The following is a 26765-nucleotide window of genomic DNA, read 5'->3' on the forward strand; positions in this document are numbered from 1 at the left end:
CGAACGGTCCCAGCAGGCGATCCAGGAGGCGCAGAGCGTCGCCGCCCGGCACGGGCACACCGAGGCCGACGCCGAACATCTGCTGGTGGCGCTCATCGACCAGGACGACGGGCTCGTACCCCGGCTGCTGTCCGGTCTGGACGTCGATGTCGCGGGTCTGCGGGACGCCCTGGAGCAGGAGCTCTCCCGCCGGCCGAAGGTCACGGGACCCGCCGGCGCCCCCGGACAGGTCTTCATCACGCAACGACTGGCCCGGATGGTGGAACAGGCCGACGCGGAGGCCAAGCGGCTCAAGGACGACTACGTCTCCGTCGAGCACCTGCTGCTGGCCCTGGTCGACGAGGGCGCCGCGGGCCCGGCCGGCAAGCTGCTGGCCGACCGGGGCGCGACCCGCGACGCGCTCCTCGGCGCCCTGCAGCGCATCCGCGGCAACCAGCGGGTCACGTCGCCGACTCCGGAGGCGGCCTACGAGGCGCTGGCCAAGTACGGCCGGGACCTGATCGCCGACGCCCGCGCCGGCCGGCTCGACCCGGTCACCGGCCGCGACGGAGAGATCCGCCGGGTCGTGCAGATCCTGTCCCGCAAGTCGAAGAACAACCCGGTGCTGATCGGCGACCCGGGCGTCGGCAAGACCGCGATCGTCGAAGGCCTGGCCCAGCGGATCGTCAACGGTGACGTCCCCGACGGCCTGCGTGACAAGAGCGTCTTCGCGCTCGACATGGGCTCTCTGGTCGCCGGGGCGAAGTACCGCGGCGAGTTCGAGGAGCGGCTCAAGGCCGTGCTGTCCGAAGTGGACGCCGCGGCAGGGCAGATCCTGCTGTTCATCGACGAGCTGCACACCGTTGTCGGCGCGGGCGCCGCGGAGGGCGGGATGGACGCGGGCAACATGCTCAAGCCGATGCTGGCCCGCGGCGAGCTCCACATGATCGGTGCGACCACGCTCGACGAGTACCGCCGGTACGTGGAGAAGGACGCGGCGTTGGCCCGCCGGTTCCAGCCGGTGATGGTCGACGAGCCGACCGTCGAGGACACCATCTCGATCCTGCGCGGCCTGCGGGAGCGCCTCGAGGTGTTCCACGGTGTCCGGATCGTCGACGCCGCCTTGGTCGCGGCGGCCACGCTCAGCCACCGCTACATCTCCGACCGGTTCCTTCCCGACAAGGCGATCGACCTCGTCGACGAGGCCTGTGCCCGGCTGCGCACCGAGATCGACTCGATGCCCGCGGAGCTCGACGAGCTGAACCGGCGCGTGATGCGGCTGCAGATCGAGGAGGCCGCACTGTCCAAGGAGGATGATCCGGCCTCGGTGGCCCGGCTCGACCAGCTCCGCCGTGAGCTGGCCGATCTGCGCGCCGAGCTCGACGCGAAGAAGGCGCAGTGGGAGGGCGAGCGGCAGGCCATCCGCCGGGTCCAGGAACTGCGCGCCGAACTCGAGCAGGTCCGACACGAGGTGGCGGAAGCGGAGCGGCAGTACGACCTCAACCGGGCCGCCGAGCTGCGCTACGGCCGGCTGGCCGAGGTGGAGCGCCGGTTGGCGGCCGAAGAGGAGCGGCTCGCCGGCAAGCAGGGCGAGCAGCGGTTGCTCCGGGAGGTGGTCACCGAGGAGGAGATCGCCGAGGTGGTGTCGGTGTGGACCGGCATCCCGGTGGCCCGGCTGCGCGAGGGCGAGCGGGAGAAGCTGCTGCGCTTGGACGAGGTGCTGCACGAGCGCGTCGTCGGGCAGGACGAGGCGGTGCAGGCGGTCGCCGACGCGATCATCCGGGCCCGCGCTGGAATCAAGGACCCGCGCCGCCCGATCGGGTCGTTCATCTTCCTGGGACCGACCGGTGTCGGCAAGACCGAACTGGCGCGTGCGCTGGCCGGATCGCTCTTCGACAGCGACGAGAACATCGTCCGGCTGGACATGAGCGAGTACCAGGAGCGGCACACGGTCAGCCGACTGGTCGGCGCGCCGCCCGGCTACGTCGGCTACGAGGAGGGCGGGCAGCTCACGGAGGCGGTGCGTCGTCACCCGTACTCGGTCGTGCTGTTCGACGAGATCGAGAAGGCGCACGCCGACGTGTTCAACACGCTGCTGCAGATCCTCGACGACGGCCGCATCACCGACGCCCAGGGCCGCCGGGTCGATTTCCGCAACACCGTAGTGATCATGACGTCGAACATCGGCGCCGAGTACCTCATCGCCGACTCCGGCGCCGACGAGATCGGCCCGGCGACCCGCGACCAGGTGATGGCCGAGCTGCGCGGCCACTTCCGTCCGGAGTTCCTCAACCGGGTCGACGACATCGTGCTGTTCAAGCGGTTGTCCCTCGACCAGATCGAACAGATCGTCGACCTGCAGTTCGCCGAGCTGCGCGAGCGCCTCGCCGAGCAGCGGCTCGGACTGGAGATCACCGAGCCCGCCCGGCGGCTGATCGCCGAACGCGGCTTCGACCCGGTGTACGGCGCCCGACCGCTGCGCCGGTACATCGCCCGCGAAGTGGAGACCCGGATCGGCCGCGCGCTGCTCGCCGGGAACCTGCCGCCGGAGCCGGTGGTACGGGTGGACGCCCGCGACGGCCAGTTGCTGGTCGACTTCGTGACCGCCCGCCAGGATCAGGGGGTCGCGTGATGGACGTCGCCCGGCTGACCGAGAGCCCGGACGACGGCGGGGCGTTCGCCCGGCTGTCCCCGGAGCAGATCGAGCACCTCGCGCGGTTCGGACGGCGCCGCCCGACCCGCACGGGCGAGGTGCTGTTCCGCGAAGGGCAACGGGACCGGCCGTTCTTCGTCGTCACCGCTGGGCTGGTCGCCGTGGTCGAGGACTACGGCGGTGACCGGGAGCGGGTGGTCCGGGCACACGGCGCCGGCCGTTTCCTCGACGAGCTCGGCCTGCTCACCGGGCAGCCGTCGTTCGTGACGGCGGTGGTCGCGGTGCACGGAGAAGTGGTCGAGGTGTCCGTCCCCGCGCTGCACGAGGCGGCTCGGCAGGACCTCCGCCTCGGCGACCTCCTGCTCAGTGGCTTCGTCGCCCGGCGCGAGCTGCTGCTGGGCAGCATCGCCGGAATCACCATCATCAGCTCCCGATTCAGCCCGGACACCCGCCGGCTGCGCGAGCTGGCCGCCCGCAACCGGGTCCCGCACACCTGGATCGACCTCGAGCAGGACGCCCAGGCCGAGCGGCTGCTGCGGGAGCTGTCGATCGCACCGGAGGACACCCCGGTGGTGATCTGGCGACACCGGGTGCTGCGGAACCCGTCGAACGCCGAGCTGGCCGAGCTGGCCGGGCTGCGCGCGTTCGAGGACGACCCGTACCGCGATCTCGTCGTCGTGGGCGCGGGGCCGGCCGGGCTGGCGGCAGCGGTCTACGGCGCCTCCGAAGGGCTGCGGACCGCGGTCGTCGACGCCGTGGCGACCGGCGGACAGGCCGCCAGCTCGTCGCGGATCGAGAACTACCTGGGCTTCCCCGCGGGCATCTCGGGCGCGGAACTGGCCGACCGCGCGGCGGTGCAGGCCCGCAAGTTCGGCGCCACGTTCACCGTCCCGGCCGAGGCGGTCGGCCTGGACAGCGACGACGGCGGTCACGTCGTACGCCTCGACGACGGCACCCGGCTGCACTGCGGCGCCGTGGTCGTGGCGACCGGCGCCCGCTACCGGAGGTTGGACGTCGACCGGCTGGCCGAGTTCGAGGGGACCAGCGTCTACTACGCCGCGACGATCATGGAGGCCGGCGCCTGCGCCAGCCGGGAGGTGGCGATCGTCGGCGGCGGCAACTCGGCCGGCCAGGCGACGGTCTTCCTCTCCGGGCACGCGTCGACGGTCCACCTGGTGATTCGCCATGCCGACCTCGGCCGGGACATGTCCCGATACCTGGTCGACCAGATCGCGCGGCTGCCCAACGTCGAGCTGGTCACCGAGGCCGAGGTGCGCAAGCTCGACGGCGACCGCGGCCAGCTGCGGTCCGTGGTGATCGAGCACAAGGGCGAACGCCGTACCCTGCCGGTCTCGGTGTTGTTCGTGTTCATCGGCGCCGAGCCGCGCACCGGTTGGCTGGCCGACTCCCTGGCCCTCGACGAACGCGGGTACGTGCGCACCGGGCCGGACGCAGACGGCGGAGCGACCACGTTGGAGACGAGCCGGCCCGGCGTGCTGGCGGTCGGCGACGTGCGCAGCGGCTCGATCAAACGGGTCGCGTCCGCGGTCGGCGAGGGCGCGATGGCGGTCCGGGTGATCCACGAACTGCGCAGCGGTACCGGTCCCCTCGGGTACGCCCGCGCAGCGGGACCAGGCGCCCGGCCGGCGTTATCCTGACCTTGCGCGACGGGCACGGTGAGCGCCGACGGGTGGTTTGTGCTCGGCCACCGGTGAGGAGCACAGGTGACCCACAGTGAACAGCACCGGCCGGAGATCGTCGTCGGACTCGTCGCGACGCCCCCGGACTATCCGGCTCGCGTGGCCACGAAGCTCGCGGCCGAACTGGCTGGCCGGCTCAGCGAGCAGGTGGGCGCGAATGTGCGGTGGACCGTCCGGGAAGGCTGGGGTGAGGTGGCGCCGCGCCGCGACGGCGGCGTCGAAGCGCTGCTCGACGACGTTGCCCGCCGGCGCGCCGACGAACGGTGGGACGTCGCGATCTGCCTGACGGACCTGCCGCTGCACGTGGAGCGGGCGCCACTCGTCGCGCAGACGTCCGCCGGGCGCCGCGTCGCGCTGGTCTCTCTGCCCGCGCTGGGACTGCGCCAGCTGCGCGCCGTTCGCATCGTCGTTCCGGACCTGGTGGGTCGGCTGCTCACCGAAGCGTCCGAGGAGCGGTTGCCGCGACCCGGCCGGGAGCCGGCCGAGATCGCGAGCCGGGTTTCGCCGATCCACCGGGTGGTCGGCGAGACCGATGCCGGAGAGGTGCGCTACGTCGCCTCGCGGGTGCGCGGCCGGGTGCGGCTGTTGACCGGGATGGTCCTGGCCAACCGCCCGGGACGCGCGCTGCTGGGCCTGTCCAAGCTGCTGGTCGGCGCGTTCGGCACGGCCGCGTTCGCGCTCACCACGAACACCATCTGGCAGATGGGTGATGCGCTCGGCGGACTCCGGCTCGCCGTGATCATGCTGCTCGGGCTGACCGCGTTGGTGGCCTGGCTGATCGTCGCGCACGACCTGTGGGAGAAGCCTGACCGGGATACGTCCGCCGAGTTGGCCCGCATGTTCAACATCGGCACGGTGCTCACCCTCGGGCTGGCCACGGCGGTGTCCTACCTGGTGCTGTTCGCCGGAACGGCGCTGGCCGGAGCGCTGCTGATCGACACGTCCGTGCTGGAGCAGACCCTCCAGCGGCCGGTGGTGTGGACCGACTACCTGACGCTCGCCTGGATCATCAGCTCGCTGGCCACCGTCGGCGGCGCGATCGGCTCCGGGCTGGAGGACGAGAAGACGGTACGAGCCGCGGCGTACGGCTATCACCCAGAGCCCAGCGGTTGGCGGGACGAGCAGGACAGGTAGCCCGGGTTCAGCGCTTGGGCGGTCAACACGGCACGCGGACGGGGTCGCGGATGCCGTCCATCGCGACCATCCGGTTCGCGACGATCGTGAACGCGATGGCGGTTAACGGTCGACCGTGGAGGGTGATGACCGTCCCGGTCGTGCCGTTGACGGCCCGCGCGGTCGGCGTCGGCCTCACCGCGGATCGGGTGGGTTTATGTGGTGTCTCGACGGGTAGCCGGCCCCAGATCAGAACTGCCCCCGCCGGGGCCTACCCGGACGTTCAGGGGCGGTCGGATGCGGAGGCCCGCCATGCCTCGAATGGCAACCGTACAGATGACGAAAACAAGGCAGGACAAGGTCGCGCGGCGCGGGCGCGGACTCGGCTGGATGAGTCTCGGTCTCGGCGTGGCACAGCTGGCGGCGCCGGACACGATGCGCCGGATCAGCGGCGTGGACGACTCCGCGACGTCGCGGGCGGTGGTGCCGTTGGTCGGTGCGCGCGAGCTCGTGCACGCGGCCGGGCTCCTGACCAGCCGGCGCAAGGGGGCCTGGACGTGGTCCCGGGTCCTGGGTGACGCGATGGACCTGACCGCGCTCGGGATGGCCATCGCCCACCGTGACGGGCAACGCCAGCGGCGGCTCGTCGGTGTGACCGGCATGATCCTCGGAATCACAGTGCTGGACGTACTGACCGCCGTGCAGGCGACGCGGGCGAGAGAGACCGTCGTGCCGCCGGGCACGCGCAAGGGAGGATCCATGGAACTGACGGCCACGACCACCATTCGTCAACCCGTGCACGTGGTGTACGAGTTCTGGCGCGATCTGGAGAACCTACCCACGTTCATGGCGCACCTCGAGCGGGTCCGCGTCACCGGCGACCGCACGAGCCGCTGGTCCGCCGCCGCACCGTTCGGCACGGACGTCGCGTGGGACGCGGAGATCATCGAGGACGTGGCCGCGGAAGTGGTCGCGTGGCGCTCGACCGGCGACGCCGACGTGCCGAACACGGGCGCCGTCCGGTTCGTGCGCGCCCCGGACGGGGTGAGCACCGAGGTCCACGTCGTGCTGGCATACGACATCCCGGGCGGCGCGATCGGCAAGGCGGTCGCCAGGTACTTCGGCGAGGAACCGCACCAGCAGCTCGACGACGACCTGCGCCGCCTCAAGCAGGTGCTGGAGACCGGCGAGGTGGTCCGTTCCGACGGCGCCCCGTGGGGCAAGCGGGCCCGAAAGGAGTTCCCGCAGCGTCCGGCGCAGCCGCTGTCGGACGCCGAGCTCGAGAAGGGAGCGGACCAGTGAGGGCCAACACCTGGGCGGGCCGCAACAAGGTCGAGGTCCGGGACGTGCCGGACCCGAAGATCCTGAACAACCGCGACGCCATCGTACGGATCACCTCCACCGCGATCTGCGGCTCGGACCTGCATCTCGTCGACGGGTACGTACCCACGATGCAGGACGGCGACGTCCTGGGTCACGAGTTCATGGGCGAGGTGATCGAGGTCGGCCCCGACGTCGACCCTGACCGGTTGCGGGTCGGCGACCGGGTCGTCGTGCCGTTCCCGATTGCCTGCGGCGCGTGCGCCGCCTGTGCCGCCGGGTTGTTCTCGTGTTGCGAGAACAGCAATCCGAACGCCGGGATCGCGGAGAAGATGTTCGGGCATCCGGTCGCCGGGATCTTCGGCTACTCGCACCTGACCGGCGGTTTCGCGGGCGGCCAGGCCCAGTACGCGCGAGTGCCGTTCGCCGACGTCGGCCCCCTGAAGATCGAATCCAATATGGCCGACGAGCAGGTGCTGTTCCTGTCCGACATCCTGCCCACTGGCTACATGGGCGCCGAGATGTGCGACATCCAGCCCACCGACGTGGTGGCGGTGTGGGGTGCCGGCCCGGTCGGCCAGTTCGCCATGGACAGCGCCGCCATGCTCGGCGCGGCCCAGGTGATCGCGATCGACAAGGAGCCGTACCGGCTGCAGATGGCCGAGGACGCGGGCCACACGCCCGTGAACTTCGAGGACGTCGACGTCCGGTCCCGGCTGCTGGAGCTCACCGGCGGGCGAGGACCGGACAAGTGCATCGACGCCGTGGGCCTGGAAGCCACGCACGGCAGCGCGCACATCGCCGCGTACGACCGCGTCAAGCAGGCCGTCAGGTCGGAGACCGAACGCCCGCACGCCCTGCGCCAGGCGATCATGGCGTGCCGCAACGGCGGAATCGTCTCGGTCATCGGCGTCTACGGCGGCCTGATGGACAAGTTCCCCGCCGGCGCCTGGATGAACCGATCACTGACCCTGCGTACCGGCCAGTGCCACGTCCAGCGCTACATGAAGCCGCTGCTGCAGCGCATCGAGCGCGGAGAGATCGATCCCACTCGGATCATCACCCACACCCTCCCGCTCGACGAAGCGGAGCGCGGCTTCGACATCTTTAAGAACAAGCAGGAGAACTGCGAAAAGGTCGTTCTGAAACCGTGACGGGCACCCACCTGCGACCCGGATCCGCTTGGCGGACCAGCCGCCGACAACAGCTGAACAGGATCTAACCGCGCCCGGATCCGCTGCTAATCGGGCGACGCGGTCAGGCCGCGTTGAGCCAGGCGACAGCGACGCTGACGTGGTCTGCGGACGGGCCCGCCGCCGTTGGCGGCGCTCGCGCCGGAGGCAACCGGGCGGGCCGACACCGTCTACGCATGACCGCGGTTGACCGCAAAGGGCGGGTTGCCGCCCGCGGCATCGTCGCTGCGCTTGGCTGGCCGCCGGGGACCCAGCTGGATGTTCGGGAACGGGCCGGGCTGTTCACGCTTAACGCGCCGCAGAGCCAATCCAACTCCGCCGCCCTGCCCTCTCGAGCGGCGGCGGCGAACAACGCCGACGCCTCATGGAAGCGTCCTTCAGGGCCGCGGGCCAGGGCCTCGAAACCGACCGGCCGCGCGTCAGCCAGCGACACGATGGGCTGGAAGACGGGCTCGATCAACCGCCCGGCGAGAACCGCCGCGAAGCCCTCGTCGTCGCGATACCGGACCTCGGTGGGCAATACTCCTCCCTGACCGAACCGTCGTCCCGTGGGCCTCATCGACCACAGGCATTTGATTTGCTTGCTACGCGTGGGTCTTTCCCTCTAGCCGGCAAGCAAACCGCAGCGCGGGTCAAGACGGAGGTACGGCGCCGCGAGGCCTCGGGTGGACGGCCGAAGCTGAGGTCCTTACGTTGGAAATGCCGCCTTAGCCAACTGGCGCGGCTTAACCAAGGGACTGAGCGATGACTGAGTTTCTGACCGTGGATGCCGGCCGTATCGCCTACGAGGTAACGGGTGAAGGGCCGTTGGTCGTCCTGGCGCCGGGCATGGGTAACAGTCGTGATGCTTACCGCTTCGTCACGCCGAAGTTGGTGGCTGCCGGCTACCGCGTCGCCGAGGTCGACCTTCGGGGGGCCGGCGAGTCGAGTGCGCGGTGGCCGTCCTATACCCGCTCGGACATGGCCGGTGATCTGGTCGAGGTCATCCGTCACCTCGGTGGCCCGGCCGTGCTGGTCGGTCACTCGATCTCGGGCGGCGCGGCCACCATCGCGGCAGCCAAGGAACCCGGCCTCATCCGTGGCGTGGTCGAGTTGGCGCCCTTCACCCGTAAACAGGCGATGAAGCTGGGTGACTTTCGCAGCTCCGGATACCGCAAGGGCGCGCTGCGGCTGGCGGGCACCACGTTGGGCAGCGTGGCGTCGTGGAGGAAGTATCTCGACCTGGCTTACCCGGGTGCCAAGCCTGCTGACTGGTCCGCCGACCAGGCCGCCACCGAGACGATGTTGCGCGAACCCGGTCGGATGAAAGCGCTGCAAGGCATGTTGAAGTCGACACCGGCCGATGCCGGTACGCAGCTGGGAAACGTACGCTGCCCGGTGTTGATCATCGAAGGATTGCTCGATCCGGACTGGGTGGACCCCAGGGCCGAAGGTGAGGCGATCGTGGCTGCGATGCCGGCCGGCGTGGCTCGGCTCGAGGTGGTCGCGGATGCGGGTCACTACCCGCATGTTCAACAGCCGCAGAAGGTGGTGAACCTGCTACTGGGCTTCCTGCGGGCGAACGCTCGAGGCTAGCGAGCCACGCCAGGGTCAGTGCTCCTCGGATACCGCGCCCTGGATGTAGCTCGCGGTCAGCACGGTGAAGACGTAGGCCTGCAGAAGGATCACCAGTAGCTCGAGCAGTGTCAGCGCGATGGTGGCGAACCAGGACAGCACCGAGATAGGGACGAATGCCACATTCGCCTGCAGTAGCGCGAACCCGCCGAGGGTGAAGACGAGCAGCAGCATGTGCCCGGCGAACATGTTGGCGAACAACCGGACGGCCAGCGAGAACGGCCGCACGATGAAGGTTGAGAAGAACTCGATCGGGATGAGGATCGGCAGGACGAACCACGGCGCCGGCGGGATGAGCGAGTTGCGCATGTATTTGCGGAACCCGAACTTCTTGATGCCGACGTAGTTGAAGAGCACGTAGCTGATCAGCGCCAGGAACGCCGGGAACGCGATGTGCGAGTTCGGCGAGATCTGCGCGATCGGAACGATGCTCCACAGGTTGTTGAAGACGATGAACAGGAAGAGCGTGGCGAGGTAGGGCGCGAATCGTAGGCCCAGCGGGGAGCCCAGCATCTCGACGCTGATGTTGTTGCGCACGAACCCGTACGCCGACTCGGCCAACCACTGTGCCCGCCCCGGAACCAGCTTGGGCTTCCGATAGGCGACCAGGAAGAAGACGATGAGCAGTGCGGTGGTGACCCACACCAGTGCCGTGATCTTGGTCAAGAACAGGGAGTTGGGAGCGCCGTAAGGCACGATCGCGGGCAGATAGAAGTCGCCCACACCAGGTGGAAAGGGAACGTCGCTCCTGAGAGCGACCACCTGACCGATCACCGCGTCCCTACCCTTGTGAACTACTGGGCCAGGTGGTGGGGCCTGACGCCCGGCGCTTGATCACCACACTCCTGCACTGCCACCCAGACAACGACCACACCATCGCCAGGTCATGCCTATGGCGTGACCGCGATGACGACCTTGCCGTGGACGCCGCCGTCCTCCAGGCGCCGGTGAGCGGCCGCGGTGGACGCCAGCGGGTAGACCGTTTCGACGACCGGGCGGATCGTGCCCGATTCGACGCTTCCGGTGGCCCACCGGTCGGACCCCGCAACGCCCATCGACACGGCAACACGCACCCGCGACGGGCGTGCCCTTCGACGCGCAGGGCTTCCCCGACTTCTCGGCCCGGCGCCATCCCACAGTCCCCGACGTCCGGATCCCGCTGTCCGGATCGCGACCGGTCGACTTCAGGTTGGCGAACGCCGCCGCCGGGCTCAAGAGCACACCCGTCGGCTATACGTGGCACCGTCACCAGGACTGCGGCCTCATGCAGCTCGTCGACAGCAAGGTGCACGGCAAGACCGGCCACACAGGTGGGTTCTCGATATGTTGAGTGGGCAGCCAGAATGATCGAGTTTGAAGACGAGGACTACTACACCGGCGCTCCGCTCAATCTCGAGACGGTGCGGCGGGCGGAGGAGACGTTGGGCGTGCGACTGCCGCGCGCCTACGTCGAGACCCTGTTGGTGCGCAACGGCGGCATCCCGAAGCGGCGGTGCGTGCCGACGTCGTTCGCGACGTCGTGGGCGCCGGACCATTTCGAGATTCGCGCACTGCTCGGCATCGGTGGCGATTGGGGGATCGACACGTTGGCTACGCAGGAAGGCGGCGGCATTCTTGCCGAGTGGGGATATCCGGACATCGGAGTGGTCATCTGTGATCTGCCGTCCGGTGGCCACGACACGGTGATGCTCGACTACTCGGACTGCGGCCCGGACGGTGAGCCATCCGTCGCGTACGTGGACGAGGACCGTGTTCCGCGCCGTGCGGCCGCGTCCTTCGACGACTTCGTGAACCGCCTGGTCGAGTGTGACGGGCTCGCCGGATGAGGGCCCGGTTCCTCGCGCTCGGGCTGGTGCTGACGGCCGCCGTTACGGTGTGTGCCTGCGCACGGCCGACGGACGGGTCGACGGTGTCCGCCGGTGGACCGCGCCGCGGCGTGCCGCTCGGCGGTCGCGGCGATCGACGACGCGGAGCGGGACCCATACCCAACGGCAGCTCAGAGCGCTCGCGTCGTCATCGAGTTGAACCCCCGCCTCGGCTTCGAGCCGGCTCCGAGCCTCGTACGTGACCCAAGTCGCAGCCCGTAAAGGACCTGCTAGCCCGTAGCTTGCGGGCTCGCCAACGCGAGGCGGCGCAGGACCACCGGGCGCGCCTCTGCTTCTGGCCTTGCGGCGCCGCTGAATCGGCGGTCAGTCTCACTGGTGTGCTCGGACCGCTGTTCCACTAATCGGCTGGAAGCGCGATGGTGTGCGCCATGCGGTCAACTTCGCCTCCCTATGTTTTTGCAATGGGTGACATGAGTTTGCGCGCGCCGTCGCGGGCATCTTTGCTCCTCAAGGTGGTCACCACGGACGGCGAGCTGCTAGTGCTGCAGGACAGCGCCACCGGTTTGTTCGCGCGGCCATCGGTGTTGCAGCCCGACCGGGATATGCAGGTGCTCGCCCTGTCGGCTGATGGCGCTCAGGTGGTGTTGTCGGCCTACACGTCTGACGGGACGCGTGTTGGTCTACACGACCTCGCTACCGGCCGGGAGCGGTGGGCGGACCTGCCCTACAGCGGGTGGGTGCCCAATGGGGGTGCTGCTGTTGACGGGGACACCGCGGTCGTCCTGGCATACACGGACGACGAATCGAAGTCGGACGACCCGGACGCCACGGTCGTCATGATCAGCCTCGTGCATGTCGACTCAGGACGCTCCGAGGTTCTTTACTCAACGCCAGGGGGGTTCCGAGCCGAAAGCACCATCGCGCTTTCCCCGGACCGCACCCATCTCGCGGCGTCGATCGACACGCCCCTGTCCGCGGACAACGGCCCTGAGTCACACACGGTCATTGTCAATCTAGGCGGCGCCGTGATTAGAGACATCGTCCGGTCTGAGATGGTGCCACCCGGTAACACCGGATGGCTGAGCGAGACGAATTTGGCGTGCGTTCGCTACGACGAGAACGACGTCATGGAGGCGCACCTCGCGAACGTCGACGTCTTCTCCGGGAGACGGCAACCATTGCGGTCTTCAGCCCGCAGGCCGATCGCCCGTCTCGACGACCGATTTCTCTTCCAGGTGGGCGCGCAGCAGGGCGACCTGGCGACGCGGCTCGAAAGCGCCGCCCTCGAAGGTGACGACTGGCGACCCTTCCTCGCCTTCGACAGACCGGGCTTCATCGCTCATGCGGATGTAGCGACCAGCGACGTGTAACCCTCTTACAAGGTTTCGTCCTATTCGTTGGATCCCGCAGATGAGGTGGCGCCGGGCAACACCCCACGCTGGCACGTAGCAGCGTGCTGCCAAGGCTGTGCCTGTCACCCGAGCGTTAATCGTTGACGGGACCTCCGTTGCTGATCCCCCCGGCTGCCGCACGCCGCCGCTGCGCGGCGGGCCCACAGTCGGACTGGACGGCATCCATCGACGGTGACTAGCGCCGCCCGGCGGTGACCGTCGATGTGCGGTTGCCTCTGATGAGCGGGTATTCGTCCGCTTTTCAAACTCTGAAATATGGACGACCTGGGAGGCGATTAGCGGGACTATCACGTGAAGCCGCATCCACACCAGCCGTTCCGGCCGGTACGGCGCTCCTGCGGCGTCGAGGTGAGATCCGATGTGGACGCCTTCAGATCGAAGCAGGTTGCCCGTCGTCGTGGTCGCGGCGGTGGTTCTGGTGCTGACGCTCTCCACCGTCGGCTACACCGTGTTCGTTGCGGAGAACCAGCCGGTCGACACCGGCGGTGGCCAGGCGCTGCCGCCTCTGCAGGAGAGCCCGACCGTGGACTCGTCGACCATGTCGAACCGTGGCGGGCCGGCGGCCACGCAGCCGCCTGAGCCGGACGACGAGGAGCACGCCACCAGCGCGCCCCGCAAGGAGCCGAAGCCCGAGGGCTCCGTCCTGATCAGGTGGCTACGGAAGTTCACGCCTGCCGGCGGCGGTGACCTCGACCTGTCGTACGTGTACGCCGCCTTCATGCAACGTGACTGCGCCGATGTTCTCTTTGTCGCACAGAAGACGGCGGAGGAAGGCTTTGTGCCTCTCGAGGAGCCGTATCGGACCCTCTATGAGGGAGCGGGTGCCGCGTGTCTGGCCGGGCTGGACGGCGTCAGCGAGATGTGGGATGTCGCCATGGCCCGCTTCCCGGAGGTGGACGTCAACGCGCTCGACTGCTGGAACCAGCAGGTCTACACGGTGTTCCAGGCGCTGGTCGAAGCCCACCGCGCGGGACAGCGCGCTGTGTTCCGCAGCGATGCGACCCTTCCCGGGAACTGTCCGGAGCTGACCGGATTAGATCCCGACCACGGACCGCGGTCCGGCGGCTATACGGTCCTCGTCCACGGCCGCAACCTTCCGGAGTTCCTGCCCCTGTACTGGTGGGACGCGAATCAAGAGGTTATCGCCGAACGCCAACCGGACGGGACGATGACCGTGGTCGTTCCTCCAGCGGCCGAGGAGACCGAGTCAGGCAAAGACGGCGTCGTCAAGATCTCAGGAGCGCCGCGGATCGACGCACCGCTCTATGCCAACTTCCGATATGACGATTGAGCACACGCCAGCGGACCATGGCCCGTCGCGGAGCGCCCGAAGCGTTCAGCGGCGGGCTCGCCGGCAGCAGGCTCGCGGACGGACCCCCGGAACGTCCCTTCAACCGGTGCGCCAGCCGCGCCGGTCGGCGCCGGAGCAGGCGGCTGGTGACACCGATGACGGCATGCGTCAGCTTCTGGTGGCGATCGGGTCAGAGCTGACGGTCATCACCGCGCTGCTCTACTACTTCGGCTGGGTTCGCACGCGAGTGCAGGCGGAGAATCTCGGTTTCCCGTCCGGCGTACTCAACCTTTCGATCGCCGATTACCTGCTCAAGAGCGTGAACGTTCTCTTTCCACTCCTGACCGCGCTGCTCGTGCTGTTGATCATCGGCCATGTTGTCTTCGACGTTGTCCTGCCCAGGCGGTGGCGGGTGGGTATCAGCCCCAGTCGGCTACGCCGTTACGCCCGAGTCGCGAAGGGTGCTGCCTTCGGATGCGCGGTCCTCGCCGTCGTGGGCTCCCTGCCACCGGCGAACAACCGCTACTCGCTGCCGGCTGGCTTGACCATGGCCGTCCTGCTCGCCATCGCGGCGCGCGGGTTGGAGACGCGTGTTCTGGGTCGCGATCCGTGGACCAGACCGAGGCGCTGGATGGTCACTCTGCTGCTCTTGCTCCTGATGTTCTGGAACACCGAGCGGGTGGCGCTCTTTCTGGGGGAGCAGTTCGCCGCCGACTACAAGGCACGACCGGAGCAGTTTCCGGCGATCGTCCTGTACAGCAAGGACGATCTTCGCATCGACGCCGATGGCGTCGTTGCGGAACCGCCAGTCGGTGAACCGGGTTCGTACCGGTACCGCTACACCGGCCTGCGCGTCATGGAAAGCGTCGCGGATCGCTACGTGCTGATAAACCCAGAGTGGACCGGTGGAAACGGTCGGGTGTATGTGATCACGCACAGCGACGCGATCCGTGTCGAGTTCGTCGGTCGCGACGCCGGGTGACGATTGCACGTGCCCGCGCGCAGATGCCGGGGCCCCTATTCCAGAGAGGTTTCGACAATGGCCGGCGTCAGGCCGTCGTCGCGGCGCCATTGACCCGGCACCAGCCCTCACCGATGTGGGCGAGGACCTCGCCTTCGGGTCCTTCGAGGGACGGCGCGTCCCGCACGGTCTGAAGACCCGGACGCTCAGCCCAACGCGAGCGTCTCAGCCGCTTGCACCAGCGGATCGCTGCGGTCATCGCCGGTGCGCCCGGTTCCGAGACGATCAGCTGGTCTACGACCCAGCAGTTGCTGCCATTCATCACTTTCGCCAAACTCCTTCCACCGGGCCAGCAAGCGGCCGACTAATCGATGTTGGAGGAGGCTCTCCAAATGCACCGCGGTGGCCGTGGGCGATCGAGATGTTGACGGCCCGCTAGTCGGGCAGCAGAATCCTGCCTGTCAACCGATACCCCGGTTGGGTATCGGTTGTTGTCGCCCCTCGATATGAACCCAAACCCAACGCAGCTCAGAGCATGTCCTCGTCAGCGAGATGAACCTCCACGCCTCGGCCTGATGCAGGCTTCGAGCCTTGGATGCGGAGACCTTCCGAAGCAAGCCGGGACCCGTGGAGGACCACCTGCCCTGAGTTCGCCGGCGTGCCATCGCGAGGCCGCGCAGAACCACCATTGGGCGGCGCTTCTGCTTCCACCGTAGGGCGGATCGTTGTGTACTGGCTCGACGTTGATCGAATCGATCGCCACCCGCACCGCTGCGCGCGAGTTGGAACCGAGTTGCCTTAGGATCCTCTGAACGGCTCGCTCAGCGGCGAGATCTCTCGCAGTGCGCGAGTCCCGAGGCACAACGCCATGACGTTGGCGCCAAGTTTGGTCCTGGAGGGCGCAATGAACAGCGGCGAACGACTCGGGCGCTGGCACCTTCTGGAAAAACTCGGCCAGGGTGGCAACGGTGAGGTGTGGCGCTGCCGTGGCCAAGACGGCATCGATGCAGCTATCAAAGTGCTTCTCAAGCAAGGGAACCGAGAGCGGCTCGGCCGGTTTCGCAATGAGATCGAGTTTCTCCTAGGTCCCGGCCAGCGCAAAGGCGTGGTGCCGATCCTTGATCACAACTTAGGCGGCATCGGCAAGATCTGGTATGTAATGCCCCTGGCGGTTCCAATCCGCTCGGCTCTCGGTGCTGACCCCACCCCAGAACGGGTAGTTGACGCCATGGCGGCCATCACTCAGACGCTGGCAGCGCTCGCCGAAGAGGGGATCGCTCACCGGGACGTCAAACCGGACAACCTGCTTTCGCTAAGGGGCGTCTGGTCCATAGGGGACTTTGGCTTGGTCAAGTACCCTGCTGGTCAAGCGCTGACGGAGCACGGCCGCAAGCTCGGCCCGACGGACTTCATGGCTCCCGAGATGCGCGAGTCACCCGACTTAGCTGATCCCGAGGCGGCCGACGTCTACTCGGTTGCGAAGACGTTGTGGGTTCTACTCGCTGGAGTCAACCTGCCCCTTCCCGGCCAGCACCGCGCCGACGACGACATCTGCCGCTTGACCGCTCGACTCGACTACCGGTGGGCGCCTCAGCTCGACCTGCTCATCGAGCGTTGCACGGTCAATGACCCCGGCAGGCGTCCGCGGATGCGGGACGTTGCGAACGAACTGGTTGCAATGATCAAACCCAACATGGAGCCGGTGGTAGTGGGAGATCTGGCGGACCTGGAACGGCGCATCGCGGCGATGACTGAGCTGCACCGCCGCCGGGACGAAAGCCGAGACGCCTTCAACAACCGCGTGGCCCAGGCGCACAACCGCCTCGTCGACGAAGTCGCCAAGCCAGCCTACTGGGACTTATCGCGCCGGTTGCCTACGTTCGGAACCCAGCACCCAACCCAGGTCGCAATGCCTCGAGCCTTGGTCACCTCGCCCTCTCGGGGTTTCGGCAGCCACGTGTGGGGCGGCATGATCGTCGCGCCCGGGAGCGCTGGCGTTCGAATTGAGCTCGGCGTGGCGCTGCAGGTGGGTGACGGTTCGGGCAACTCCACAGTCGCGGCCGTCCTGAACGTTCACCGGCGAAACCAAGGCCGCGGATGGAGCTTCTCGATCCTGGAACGCATAGCCGAGACCACCATCGACTCGGCGCATTTCGCCACACTACTGACCGAGTTCCAGGACGCCTATGCTCGGTGCCTGCCTCAGGCGCTAACCGCGGTAGCAAAGGCGTTGGAGGACGAAAGCGTCAACGGTGCAGCGGCGGATGGAGCCATGTCGCCCTTGCGGCTGGACTAGTCGGGCAGCAGGATCGTGCCTGCCAGACGATATCCCGGTTGCGTATCGGTTCGTGTAGCTCCTCGGACACCAACCGAATCCCAACGGTGCGGCCCAAGATCGATCTGGGCACGCACCGTTCTCGTTTCTGCCTCGTAGGTCAGGTGCAGGCCGAGGCTGCGGTAGACCTCGAGTTTGTGTTCGGGCTCGGCGTCGCGGATCGCGGTGACCAGATTGCCGAGGTCTTCGACGATCGCGGTGATCTGCTCCGCGGTTGGGATGGTGGTCGTCGACTCCGGCGGTGCTTGGTTGGTTTGGCGCCGAAGCGCCTGTTCGCGTTCGAGCTGGGTCTCGGCGATCCAGGTTGCGACCACGGCGGGGTCGGCGCCGGCGTCGAGCGCGGCGCGATACCGGGCGAGCTTCGCATCGCACTCGGCCATAGATGGCCCGGGTGGCGTCGAAGTGCTCGGTGCGGGGATCCCGGTTTTGGCTTGTTCGATGAGTTTGGCGATGGTGCGTTGCCGCTGGGCTGGGTTGAGCTCTTGGACGAGCCAGGTGTCCAGCGGCCGGATGAGTTTGTCTTCGCGCATGATGACGGTGCGAGGGTGGTTGATGGTGTTGGCGAGGGCGTATTCGCGCGGGTAGCGGCACCGGTAGTAGGCGATGCCGTGGGCGTGCATGCCCTCCATCTTCCGGTGGCAGGCGCCGCAGTGAACGAGGCTCTTGAAGATGTAGGGATGGCGCGAGCGGTGTGCCCGCTTGGGTGAGGTCGCGGTCCGGGCGTGGATGCCGAGCATCGTTTGGGCTTGGTCGAACACGGCTTCATCGATGAGGGGCTCGTGTGCGATGTCTTTGGAGACTATCCACCGTTCCCGGTTGTTCCAGCCCGGGCCAGGGGCGAGGTGAAGGAAGGGTCGCTGCAGGGGCGTCGGCGGTGAAGACAGGTTCGTATCGGCAGGCCTCGGTCGGGTCATTCAGGCTTAGATAGCGGCGCCACGCATCGGGCCCCGTTCTGTTTCGGTGAGCGTCCGGGTTGAGGTATCGCTCGTAGGGCCCGCGGGCGCTGCGCCATGCGTGCCTAACCGAGCAGATCTGCAACACCCACCTCGTGGAGCACCTACGGTTCCCGCCGGGTGCCCGCCGACCTACGACTCGGTCACGGCGCCATGCTCGGCAGCCGCGCGGTGACAATGCTGATGCACCGGCCGGCATCCGTAGCTGCCTGGCAGCCGCTGTAGACGACGGTCAAAGCGTGGTTGGCAGGGACCCTCTACAGTGGCGTGTATGAGCCGACGGCAGCGAGCGTGGCGGACGCCCCCGCTGCTCGTCGCTGCCCTGTCGGTCCTCGGGCTTACCGGGGCAGAGGCCGCCAAGATCGTGGCTGGATTCGAAGAGCAGCCGACCGCGTTGCAGGTTAGTTGCCTGCTGGCAGCGATGGCTTTGACCGCCGCCTTGGCCGCCGCGTCGCTCAAACGATCAAAAAAAACCACCGCCATCTGAAATCCAACTTGGCTGTTCGGTGTCGCAAGCTCGCGGACTTGAGTTAAAACCTTTGCCCTCGAACGAGCCACCATTTCCTGGGCGATCTGTCCGGCTTTGGGACCGTCCCTCGCAGATAGTCAACCCGATTTCCGCCGCCATGCTCATCCTGGCGTTCATCGCTGCGATCGGAGGCGCGAGTGGCCACCTTCGGCGTCTCGATGGCCAAAGGACGAGCCGACGTCATCGAGCGGCGTGCTTACCAGCACCGGCGTCCACGTCACGCCGGTCGTGCTGACCAACCACTTCTGCACCGCGCTGGATCCGGCCGGCCGCGACCCGTCCGTCACCATGGGGCGGCGGTCGCCGAAGCCAGGCGACCTGGCGAAGGTCACGTTCCGGTGGCGTTGCGACGCGGTCATTCACCAGGGCAACCACGGCGTCACTCTGCCCGACCGGAGCGGTGGGGCTACCGGCCTCGTCGAGGTGTGGCATTTCCCGTACCGGTCGGCTAAACAGCTCGTCAGCATGCGGTCAACGGCGCGGCTGCGTACCGCCTGACCGACCTCCCGCCGACCGAGGGCGCGCACTGGCGCGCCTACGGCGACACGCACGAGCAGCACCGAGCCGTCGACGCCCTCGTCGACGTCTTCCGCGCCCATTTCCGGCACCGCGACCCGGTCGCTGCCGGACTGGTCGACGACCCGGCGCCGTACCGGAGGTTGCAGGCATTACCGCCGCTGGGTGAGGCATTTCCCCGTCCGGCAGGTCGTCCGCGCGGGAGCTTGTGACGGCCCGCAGCGGAAACGGCGTGCCCCGTTGCTGGTGCGATTGGAGCCAGATGGTGCCGGGTCGACCTGCTGGATCGGGCACCCAGAGCTAAACGCCGTAGTGCGAAGAGGGGGATACGTCATGCCGAACTGGCTGCCGTAGATCACGCTGCGGCTCGCCGAATAGGGCAAGCTCAGCGCCGCTCTCTCGCGGCGTTGAGCGGGAGGTTGAGCGGCTCGCCGAGCGGCCCACGGTTGATGGCCTCCGTGGCACCCGCGACGACCCGTGCGAAACCGGACCGCCCAGCGGGCCAAGCGATGAACCAGACCCGCGCCATCTCCCTCGCGGTACAAACTGGCGGGCGGCGGACGCTAGTATCCCGGAGGGATCGCCGGCCGTCGTCAGACCAGATCCTGTGTTGGTGCGCGGCGGCCTGCGCGAGGTGTGCGAGGAAGGGCCAGTCGCCAGTTGGTGGGCCTGCCGCCTCGTCGTGGACGATCGAATTTCCGGTTGAACATCTCCCTCAACGACCTGGTGCCGTGCTGGCTCCTGCGGTCAGATGAACGAGTCTCTTGCGATGCTCCATGCGTTGATTCGGTTTCTTTCGACGATGAGGGAGAGTGACCGGCACCTTCGTAAGATATTCGACGTAAAGACGCCGCACGTGGAAAAAATTGGACCACGACACCCGGCGCGTACCTAGTGTCTCCGTTCGGCAGCGGTGCGCCAGATCGAAGCGATTCCGTCAAGTTCAAACCGCCGGGGATCCAGGACGCAAACGTAAGAAACCATTTCTGATCCTCTCGGAGCAAATCGTGTCGTATTTCGCGGAGTTTGGCCGATGCCTCGTCTGGGCGGTCTTTGTCGTCGCGGTCATAAGCAAGTCGCGAGGTCGCCGGCAATTTCGAGAATTCGTCGACTCTCTCGCCGCGCTTAATTACATTCCAAATCGTCTTGTCGCGGCCGTAGCTGCCGGCGTGGTCGCGGCCGAATGGGCCGTCGCGGTGCTGCTCGTCGTATTGCCGGTGCCGGAGCTGAGGACTTTTGGGCTGGGTCTGGCCGCCGCACTCCTGACGTGTTTCGCGGTGGCGATCGGCTTGGTCCTCCGCCGAGGGACGTCGGCGGCGTGCCGCTGCTTCGGCGGCAGCGCGTCCGCGCCATTCGGGTGGCATCACGTGGTCCGCAACGGGGCTCTGGGCCTGATCGGCCTGGCAGGGTGCTATGCCGGTTGCCAGCAGACCGCTCTCGACCTCGGGGCGCTAGCCGTCATGGCGCCCTTCGGCTTGTTGGCCGCATTCTTAGTGATTCGGTTGGACGAGGTGGTCGCGCTCTTCAAGCCGGCGTCGGCGGCTGGCCGTTAGCTGGCCTTGGCGAAGGTCGTTGGCTGGTCCGCTGCTCGAGCGCATGTCGGCCGTCGCCGGGCGCGCCAATGGGCCGCCGCCGAACCTGCGCACCACGACTCCGAGAATGCCCGCTGCCGGAACCGCGCCGAAATGACGTGAGTCGTTGCTCGCCTCAGGGTTGTCACCCAGCACCACGAACGTGGCGGGCTCGACCAACCCAGAGGTCTGCGCCCAGGTCGGCAGGGCTGCCGGCACCGGCTCGCCCGGGCCGGCAGCGACACGCTTGATAAGCAGAGGTGCGTGCCGGTCACCTTCCGGGTCGCCGGGCCGGCACGGCCCTGCGACGCGCAGCACGACAACATCGCCCTGGCGGATCCGCGCCATCGGCACCCGGCGCACCACTACCCGATCTCCTGGCAACAACGTCGGCGCCATGCTCGGCCCGAGCACTGTTACCACCATCGTCCGGCGGCGCAATACGATCAGACCGCCCGCGAGCAGCATCGTCGCCCCGGCGCCTAGCAGCAGCATCATCATCATGCTATGACCTCCTTGGTCGAGGCGCGGTATCCGGCCGCTTGCAGGGCGAACAGGCCAGCGTAAGCGCCATCCGCCCCGACCAGCTCGGCGTGAGTGCCCCGTTCTGTGATCTCGCCGTCCGCGAGCACGACGATCATGTCGGCCTCCCGAACAACGCCTAAGCGGTGGGAGATAAGCAGGCCGGTTCGGCCTCGGCGGTGCTCACGCAATCTGCCGTGAACGTCGTGTTCTGCCTCGGCGTCCAGTGCCGAACTGGGTTCGTCCAGGATGAGCAGATCAGAATCTTCGAGGATCAGTCCGCGCGCGATGGACAGACGCTGCTGTTGACCCCCAGATAGCACCACACCCGTTCCGGGCTCATCTTGATCGGACTCACCGAGGAAGACCCGAGTCAGCAATGTCTCGTACGCACGGGGGAGGTTCGCCAGGACGTCGTGCACACCGGCCGTGCGTGCCGCTGCCTCGATGCGATGCTGATCACTCAGAGCGGTGAGGTCGCCGATGGCGATGTTCTCGCGGACCGTCAGATCGTAGGCTGCGGCGTCTTGAAAGACGGTGCGGATCCGTCGACGCAGTTCGGCCGGATCGACGTCCCGCAGATCGACGCCGTCCCAGAGCACAGCCCCGCGGGTCGGGTCGTAGAGCCGGCACAGCAGCTTGACCAACGTCGACTTCCCCGCTCCGTTGAGCCCGACCACCGCGGTCGTCCGACCCGCGGGAAGAAACAGGTTCACGCCGCGAAGGACCCAGGGCTGGTCGTCCGCGTAGCGGAACCACACGTCCCGTAACTCGACTCCGGTGCGTAGCGGGGGCACCGGGTGCGGACGTGGGCGAACGATGAGGTCGGGTCCGGTGTCCACCACGATCATGAAATGACGGAACAACAGCAGCGCCTGGTATCCGGAGACGGTATCGGTGATCATGCCGGCAAGAGCGCTCTGGACGCTGCCTACCGCGGCTACCACCAGCACAACGTCACCGACCGAGAGCTCACCACTCACCGCGGACCGCACCGCGAACAACAGCAGTCCGCCGATCACGGACGCACTCAGCAGAGCCAGCCCGGTTTGGACGGCCAACTCTCGGCGGTCGACCCGGGCGTGTTGCAGGTTGATACCGCGGATCTCAGCGGCCATGCGTTGCCACAGATAGCGGCCCACTCCGAACAGGCGCACCTCTTTGGCCGCGTCTGGGTTGGTGAGCAGGCTGGAGTAGAACACCTCTCTCCGTTGCGCTGGCCCTATCCGCGCCATCATCGTGGCTCGGCGACGGCTGACAGCTACCTCGGCGAGCATCACTGGCACGGCGCTGGACAGCACTACCACGGCTACCCATGGCCCAAGGCCGAACAGTGTGCCGGCAAAGCCGAGCACGATGAGCAGTGACCGCAGCATGCCGAGTCCACTGTCCACCACCTCGCCAGGTCCGTTGACACCAGCGGATTGGGCGGTCTGCAGGTGGTCGAGAAAGGCCGGGTCCTCGAACCGGCGCAGGCCGACGAACCCGTCGACGGCGGCGTACAGCTGGCGTGTGCATTCCAAACGTACCCGGCGGTCCAGCTCCAGTCGTAGGTAGCGGATGGCATGTGGAGCGAGCGTGGCCGCGACGCCCACCGAGGCGAGTGCACCGGTGAGCCCCACGATGTCCGCCCAGCGGACCTGCCCCGTCGCTAGTCGATCCACCACCGCCTTTGTCAGCCAGGCCACTGCGAGTGGCGTCAGACCAGCAATCGTCTCGACGGCCAGGTAGCCGGTGAGGTGCGCAGGGGCGGCCCGTCGGGCAAGCGTCGCCGCCCGACCAGCGGCGCGAGCAATCATTGGGGTCAGTTCAATTCGCGGGTAGGCCGGCGTCGTCCGCATCCGTGATCGAGATGAGCTCGAAGGTCGACACCTCGACCCTGCCATCCTTCACCAGCACGAATGCGGGGAAACCGGTGACCGCGAAAGCTTGCTGCACCGGGCCTTGGTCAGCTTCCACCACCACGGTTGCAACGGGTCGTAGCTGATCGACCAGGACCGCGGACTCCTCGGGGCTGCCGGCGACGACGGCCAGGATGCTGTCTCGTCCGCCGGGGCGCGCTGCGGCGTACGCGACGAAGGCGGGAAGCCGTTCCTTGCACGGTCGGCACGTCGGGGAGAAAAACGCCACCAGGGGCCGCGTTCCCAGACTGGAAAGTTCGACCGAGTGTCCGTCAATGCTTTCCGCGTGGATTGGACCGACAGAGGTGCCGACGGGCAGCGCGATGGCGCTGTCAGGACCGAAGGTGTCGCCTCGTCGGGCCAGTTGTTCGGTGTGCTCGCGCAGTCGACGGACGACGCCGAACGTGAACAGGAGATTCGCTGCTGCCAAAAGTCCAATTAGGATGGTTGTCATCGCCAGGTAGAACATGGGGCTCCTATGCGGACGTGCGGGTGTTTACGACCGGCGGCGATCACCGGAGCCGGCGGGTTTGCCCGGCTCCGGTGATCTGCTTTAAGGTCAGCAGCCGTCACCGACGCGTCGGCAGGCCTTGCACCCGAAGCCAGGGCAGCAGTACTGCGTGTACAGCGTGATGCCGCGGCAGTAGCAGAACTTCTCGTAGCACACGTTAGCTGCGCGAGCCTCCGTTCGGGGCACCACGACGCCGACGACGCGGTCGGCAAGCATTGTCACCATCCGACTCACCGGAACCTCCTTGAGTTGGGTCGCGAGAATCGCGACCGCATTGATCACTGACGACTCATCACACCGCGCGGATCACAGTTGAGCCAGGACGTTCAACACGACGTTGAACAGGCTTTTTAAGCGGCGCCCTATGCCGCAGACGTCGGTGGCGGCAGGTAGGTCCTCAGCCCGCGACTGGCCAACGTCGCGCGGTCATGGCCGAGAAATGTCCAGATCAATTTCCTGGATCACCTTCCCGCCTCGCGTTTTGATACGTCGAGCCGGGGCGCGAATACCGCGTCCGGTGGAAGTGGTGGGACGCGCACCCGAGTGGCGTTCCGCCGCTCGCCAGCAACACCGTTGACCTGCCCACCAGGGCTGGCCACAGCTGTGCGGCGGTATAACAGGCGGGGCGATGTGGTGAATCTGCGCGTACTCGGTGACATGCAGGCGTTGGTGGGCGGCCGCGCCTTGGAGTTGGGGCCGGCGAAACAGCGATTGGTGTTCGCGGTGCTCGCCGTCGACGCGGGTCGCAATGTGTCTATCGAGGCGCTGCTCGACCGTGTCTGGGATGATGCGCGGCCGGCCGATGCCCGAGGGGCGCTCTACACGTATCTCACCCGGATCCGCCGGATCCTGACCGACGCGCAGCCCGGTGCGGCGGCGCCGATCACCGTAGTCCGGGGGCGCGCCGGCTACCGCCTGGACACCAACCCGGACAACGTTGACCTGCACCGGCTTCGTCGACTCGCCGAGCGGGCCTTGGCGCTCCCACCAGGGGATGCCGGCCGCTCGGCGCTCCTTCGCGAAGCAATCGATCTCTGGCGTGGGGAGCCGCTGGACGGCCTGCCGGGTGGATGGGCGGCCCGCGTCCGCGAGAGTGTGCGGCTGCAGCTCATGCGGGTTCTGCTCAGCTGGGCCGACGGGGAGCTCCTCCAGGGCCGGCCTTGCCCGGTCGCCGACCGCCTCGCCGAGGCCGTCGACCACCATCCATACGTCGAACCGTTGGTGCTCCGGCTGATGCGCGCCTTGTATGTCGGGGGGCGCCGCGCCGAGGCGCTTGAGCTGTACGCCCGCACCCGCGCGAACCTGGCCGATGAGTTCGGGGTGGATCCGGGAGCGGAACTTCAGGAACTGCACCGGGAAATTCTCCGCGGCACGCTGCGTGGGCCCCTGACCGCTGTCTCGGCCGGCCAGCCGCGGGCCGCCGCCGCCCTGCCGCTGGTTACGGTTCCGTCGACCGCGGGGATAGGGGAGACCGCGCACTCGCTCGGCTGTCACCTGCCGGCCGACCTGCCCGATCACGTCGGATGCGATCCAGAGATCTTGTGCGCGATGCGTGTTCTCCAGGTCGAAAGTCCCCGTTCCGGAGCCGCGGCCGGGCCGGTAGTGGTCCTGTCCGGACCGAGTGGAGTGGGCAAGACCGCATTGAGCGTTCGGTTAGCGCATCTACTGCGACCCTCTTATCCGGACGCCCAGATCTTCGTGGGTCTTAGTGGTCGCCGCAGCGATCCGGATGATGCTCTGGACCAGGTGCTGAGGGCCCTTGGCGCGACGGACTTGGCAGGTCTGTCCACACTGGATCAGAAGGTCGGGCGGTATCGATCTTTGCTCAGCCACCGGCGGGTGCTCATCGTGCTCGACTCGCCGTTCAGCGCCGACGAGGTGCGGCCGTTGATGCCTGGAGGCCCGGGTAGCGCACTCATCGTGTCCAGCCGGACCCTGCTGACCACCCTCCCGGGGGCCGAACATATCGACGTGCCCCTGCTCGACAGAGCCAACGCCACCGCGCTGTTGGCTAGCATCGTCGGACCGCAGCGGTTGCGAGCCGAGCCAGAGGCGACTGACGCGCTTGTCGCGATGTGCGCCGGACTCCCGCTGGCGCTGCGCATCGTCGGCGCTCGTATCTCCGCCCGACCGCACCGCCTGATGGCCCGGCTCGTCGAACGGATGAGCGATGATCACGCGCGCTTGCACGAGCTGACCGCTGACGGGCTGAGCGTGCGGGCCAGCATCGCGATCGGCTACCGGGCGCTCAACTCGGCCGCCCGGCGGACGTTCCGGCTCCTCGGTTACCTGGGCGTGCCAGCGGTCACCGGAGAGGTGGCGGCGGCGCTTGTCGATGGTTCGGTGGACGAGGCCGACGAACTGCTTGAACAGCTTGCGGACGGGCGTCTCGTAAGCGCGATACACGGCCCGGTCTTCGGCGTGCCCTCTTACCGGATGCACGATCTCGTGCGGATCTTCGCCCGCGAGCGCGCGCTAGCGGAGGAGTCACAGGAGTCGCTGGCAGCGGCGATAGCCCGAACACAGGCTCTGGGAGTCGTCGACGACACCGCGTGATCAACACATCAAGGTTTCGTCCAGATCTGAGACAGATCGTCTCTCTACCGTCGGTGCCTCGTCGGGCATCGCTGCGGTGCTTGCCATTCGAACGAAGGGTCGTTTATGACGCTCCGACTCAAGCTTCTGCCAATCCTGGCCATGGCTACCATCCTCGGTCTTGCGGGATGCGGTCATCCGGACAACCGGACCGCGGGGGCCTCCAGTACGCCTAACGCGTCTAGCCCGTCGGGTGCGGACGATCCCACTCCGGAGCTGTCCGCGGGGACGACGAACACCTTGCCGGCGGCTTCCCCCGCTGCGAGCGGG

24 protein-coding genes are annotated in these 26765 nt (G+C 67.6%); 17 read left to right on the plus strand and 7 right to left on the minus strand.

Annotated features, from left to right (window positions below; translation table 11 throughout):
- The first annotated feature begins 19 nt into the window (after window positions 1–19).
- From clpB to O7635_RS24325, 3 genes are all read left to right on the plus strand, one after another.
- Window positions 20–2611 (plus strand): ATP-dependent chaperone ClpB, encoded by a 2592-nt coding sequence (gene clpB, locus O7635_RS24315; RefSeq protein ID WP_347405344.1) that lies wholly within the window; start codon window positions 20–22, stop codon window positions 2609–2611.
- Complete coding sequence (locus O7635_RS24320; RefSeq protein ID WP_278082772.1) at window positions 2611–4290, plus strand: FAD-dependent oxidoreductase; 1680 nt, start codon at window positions 2611–2613, stop codon at window positions 4288–4290. The genes clpB and O7635_RS24320 overlap by 1 nt, the downstream gene beginning before the upstream one ends.
- A gap of 66 nt (window positions 4291–4356) precedes the next feature.
- Entirely contained in the window at window positions 4357–5466 is a 1110-nt protein-coding gene (locus O7635_RS24325) for a hypothetical protein (protein ID WP_278082773.1), read from the plus strand.
- Between the two features lie 22 nt (window positions 5467–5488).
- Here the strand turns inward: O7635_RS24325 and O7635_RS24330 are convergent, their stop codons facing one another.
- Window positions 5489–5644 carry a hypothetical protein gene (locus O7635_RS24330; protein WP_278082774.1) on the minus strand — a complete coding sequence of 52 codons (156 nt, stop codon included), beginning with the start codon at window positions 5642–5644 and terminating at the stop codon, window positions 5489–5491.
- Between the two features lie 191 nt (window positions 5645–5835).
- Between O7635_RS24330 and O7635_RS24335 the strand changes: the two genes are divergently transcribed.
- The 4 genes from O7635_RS24335 (at window position 5836) to O7635_RS24350 (ending at window position 9533) form a co-directional block, all read left to right on the plus strand.
- Window positions 5836–6747, plus strand: coding sequence for an SRPBCC family protein (locus O7635_RS24335; protein ID WP_278082775.1), 912 nt, complete (start codon window positions 5836–5838; stop codon window positions 6745–6747).
- Window positions 6744–7919, plus strand: coding sequence for a zinc-dependent alcohol dehydrogenase (locus tag O7635_RS24340; protein ID WP_278082776.1), 1176 nt, complete (start codon window positions 6744–6746; stop codon window positions 7917–7919). Before O7635_RS24335 ends, O7635_RS24340 begins: the two co-directional genes overlap by 4 nt.
- 215 nt (window positions 7920–8134) lie before the next feature.
- Entirely contained in the window at window positions 8135–8491 is a 357-nt protein-coding gene (locus O7635_RS24345; protein WP_278082777.1) for a hypothetical protein, read from the plus strand.
- Between the two features lie 211 nt (window positions 8492–8702).
- Complete coding sequence (locus O7635_RS24350; protein ID WP_278082778.1) at window positions 8703–9533, plus strand: alpha/beta hydrolase; 831 nt, start codon at window positions 8703–8705, stop codon at window positions 9531–9533.
- Window positions 9534–9548: 15 nt separating this feature from the next.
- On the opposite strand, the gene atpB is transcribed toward O7635_RS24350, so the two are convergent.
- Both atpB and O7635_RS24360 read right to left on the minus strand, forming a co-directional pair.
- Window positions 9549–10346, minus strand: coding sequence for a F0F1 ATP synthase subunit A (atpB, locus tag O7635_RS24355; protein WP_278082779.1), 798 nt, complete (start codon window positions 10344–10346; stop codon window positions 9549–9551).
- A gap of 116 nt (window positions 10347–10462) precedes the next feature.
- Window positions 10463–10627 carry a zinc-binding dehydrogenase gene (locus O7635_RS24360; RefSeq protein WP_278085567.1) on the minus strand — a complete coding sequence of 55 codons (165 nt, stop codon included), beginning with the start codon at window positions 10625–10627 and terminating at the stop codon, window positions 10463–10465.
- Between the two features lie 29 nt (window positions 10628–10656).
- On the opposite strand from O7635_RS24360, the gene O7635_RS24365 reads away from it, so the two are divergent.
- The 6 genes from O7635_RS24365 (at window position 10657) to O7635_RS24390 (ending at window position 17358) form a co-directional block, all read left to right on the plus strand.
- Entirely contained in the window at window positions 10657–10902 is a 246-nt protein-coding gene (locus tag O7635_RS24365) for an HNH endonuclease (protein ID WP_278082780.1), read from the plus strand.
- Between the two features lie 13 nt (window positions 10903–10915).
- The gene (locus O7635_RS24370) at window positions 10916–11398 is read left to right on the plus strand and encodes an SMI1/KNR4 family protein (protein ID WP_278082781.1); all 483 of its coding nucleotides are present in this window, start codon (window positions 10916–10918) and stop codon (window positions 11396–11398) included.
- A 461-nt stretch (window positions 11399–11859) separates the two neighbouring features.
- Entirely contained in the window at window positions 11860–12768 is a 909-nt protein-coding gene (locus tag O7635_RS24375; protein ID WP_278082782.1) for a hypothetical protein, read from the plus strand.
- 427 nt (window positions 12769–13195) lie between these two features.
- On the plus strand, window positions 13196–14101 hold the full coding sequence (locus O7635_RS24380; RefSeq protein ID WP_278082783.1) for an IPT/TIG domain-containing protein: 906 nt from the start codon (window positions 13196–13198) through the stop codon (window positions 14099–14101).
- Window positions 14102–14207: 106 nt separating this feature from the next.
- A complete protein-coding gene (locus O7635_RS24385; protein WP_278082784.1) occupies window positions 14208–15083 on the plus strand; it encodes a hypothetical protein in 876 nt (291 codons plus the stop codon).
- An 883-nt stretch (window positions 15084–15966) separates the two neighbouring features.
- A complete protein-coding gene (locus O7635_RS24390; RefSeq protein ID WP_278082785.1) occupies window positions 15967–17358 on the plus strand; it encodes a protein kinase in 1392 nt (463 codons plus the stop codon).
- Here O7635_RS24390 and O7635_RS24395 read toward each other — a convergent pair.
- Window positions 17355–18155 (minus strand): zinc ribbon domain-containing protein, encoded by an 801-nt coding sequence (locus O7635_RS24395; RefSeq protein ID WP_278082786.1) that lies wholly within the window; start codon window positions 18153–18155, stop codon window positions 17355–17357. The genes O7635_RS24390 and O7635_RS24395 overlap by 4 nt on opposite strands.
- A 466-nt stretch (window positions 18156–18621) precedes the next feature.
- On the opposite strand from O7635_RS24395, the gene O7635_RS24400 reads away from it, so the two are divergent.
- The 3 genes from O7635_RS24400 to O7635_RS24410 all read left to right on the plus strand — a co-directional run bounded on the left by O7635_RS24400 (window position 18622) and on the right by O7635_RS24410 (window position 20948).
- The gene (locus tag O7635_RS24400) at window positions 18622–18837 is read left to right on the plus strand and encodes a hypothetical protein (RefSeq protein ID WP_278082787.1); all 216 of its coding nucleotides are present in this window, start codon (window positions 18622–18624) and stop codon (window positions 18835–18837) included.
- A gap of 234 nt (window positions 18838–19071) precedes the next feature.
- The gene (locus tag O7635_RS24405) at window positions 19072–19377 is read left to right on the plus strand and encodes a hypothetical protein (RefSeq protein WP_278082788.1); all 306 of its coding nucleotides are present in this window, start codon (window positions 19072–19074) and stop codon (window positions 19375–19377) included.
- Between the two features lie 1025 nt (window positions 19378–20402).
- The gene (locus O7635_RS24410) at window positions 20403–20948 is read left to right on the plus strand and encodes a MauE/DoxX family redox-associated membrane protein (protein ID WP_278082789.1); all 546 of its coding nucleotides are present in this window, start codon (window positions 20403–20405) and stop codon (window positions 20946–20948) included.
- Here O7635_RS24410 and O7635_RS24415 read toward each other — a convergent pair.
- Genes O7635_RS24415 through O7635_RS24425 form a run of 3 tightly spaced genes read right to left on the minus strand, consistent with a single transcriptional unit; the run spans window position 20886 to window position 23858 of the window.
- On the minus strand, window positions 20886–21470 hold the full coding sequence (locus tag O7635_RS24415) for a S26 family signal peptidase (protein WP_278082790.1): 585 nt from the start codon (window positions 21468–21470) through the stop codon (window positions 20886–20888). The two genes, O7635_RS24410 and O7635_RS24415, sit on opposite strands and share 63 nt — an antisense overlap.
- Complete coding sequence (locus tag O7635_RS24420) at window positions 21467–23329, minus strand: ABC transporter ATP-binding protein (protein ID WP_278082791.1); 1863 nt, start codon at window positions 23327–23329, stop codon at window positions 21467–21469. The genes O7635_RS24415 and O7635_RS24420 overlap by 4 nt, the downstream gene beginning before the upstream one ends.
- Window positions 23298–23858, minus strand: a complete 561-nt coding sequence (locus O7635_RS24425; protein ID WP_278082792.1) for a TlpA disulfide reductase family protein — start codon at window positions 23856–23858, stop codon at window positions 23298–23300. Before O7635_RS24425 ends, O7635_RS24420 begins: the two co-directional genes overlap by 32 nt.
- Before the next feature lie 675 nt (window positions 23859–24533).
- On the opposite strand from O7635_RS24425, the gene O7635_RS24430 reads away from it, so the two are divergent.
- Window positions 24534–26456, plus strand: coding sequence for an AfsR/SARP family transcriptional regulator (locus O7635_RS24430; protein ID WP_278082793.1), 1923 nt, complete (start codon window positions 24534–24536; stop codon window positions 26454–26456).
- Window positions 26457–26765 lie beyond the last annotated feature (309 nt).

It is taken from the genome of Asanoa sp. WMMD1127 (assembly GCF_029626225.1).
Lineage (GTDB): Bacteria > Actinomycetota > Actinomycetes > Mycobacteriales > Micromonosporaceae > Asanoa.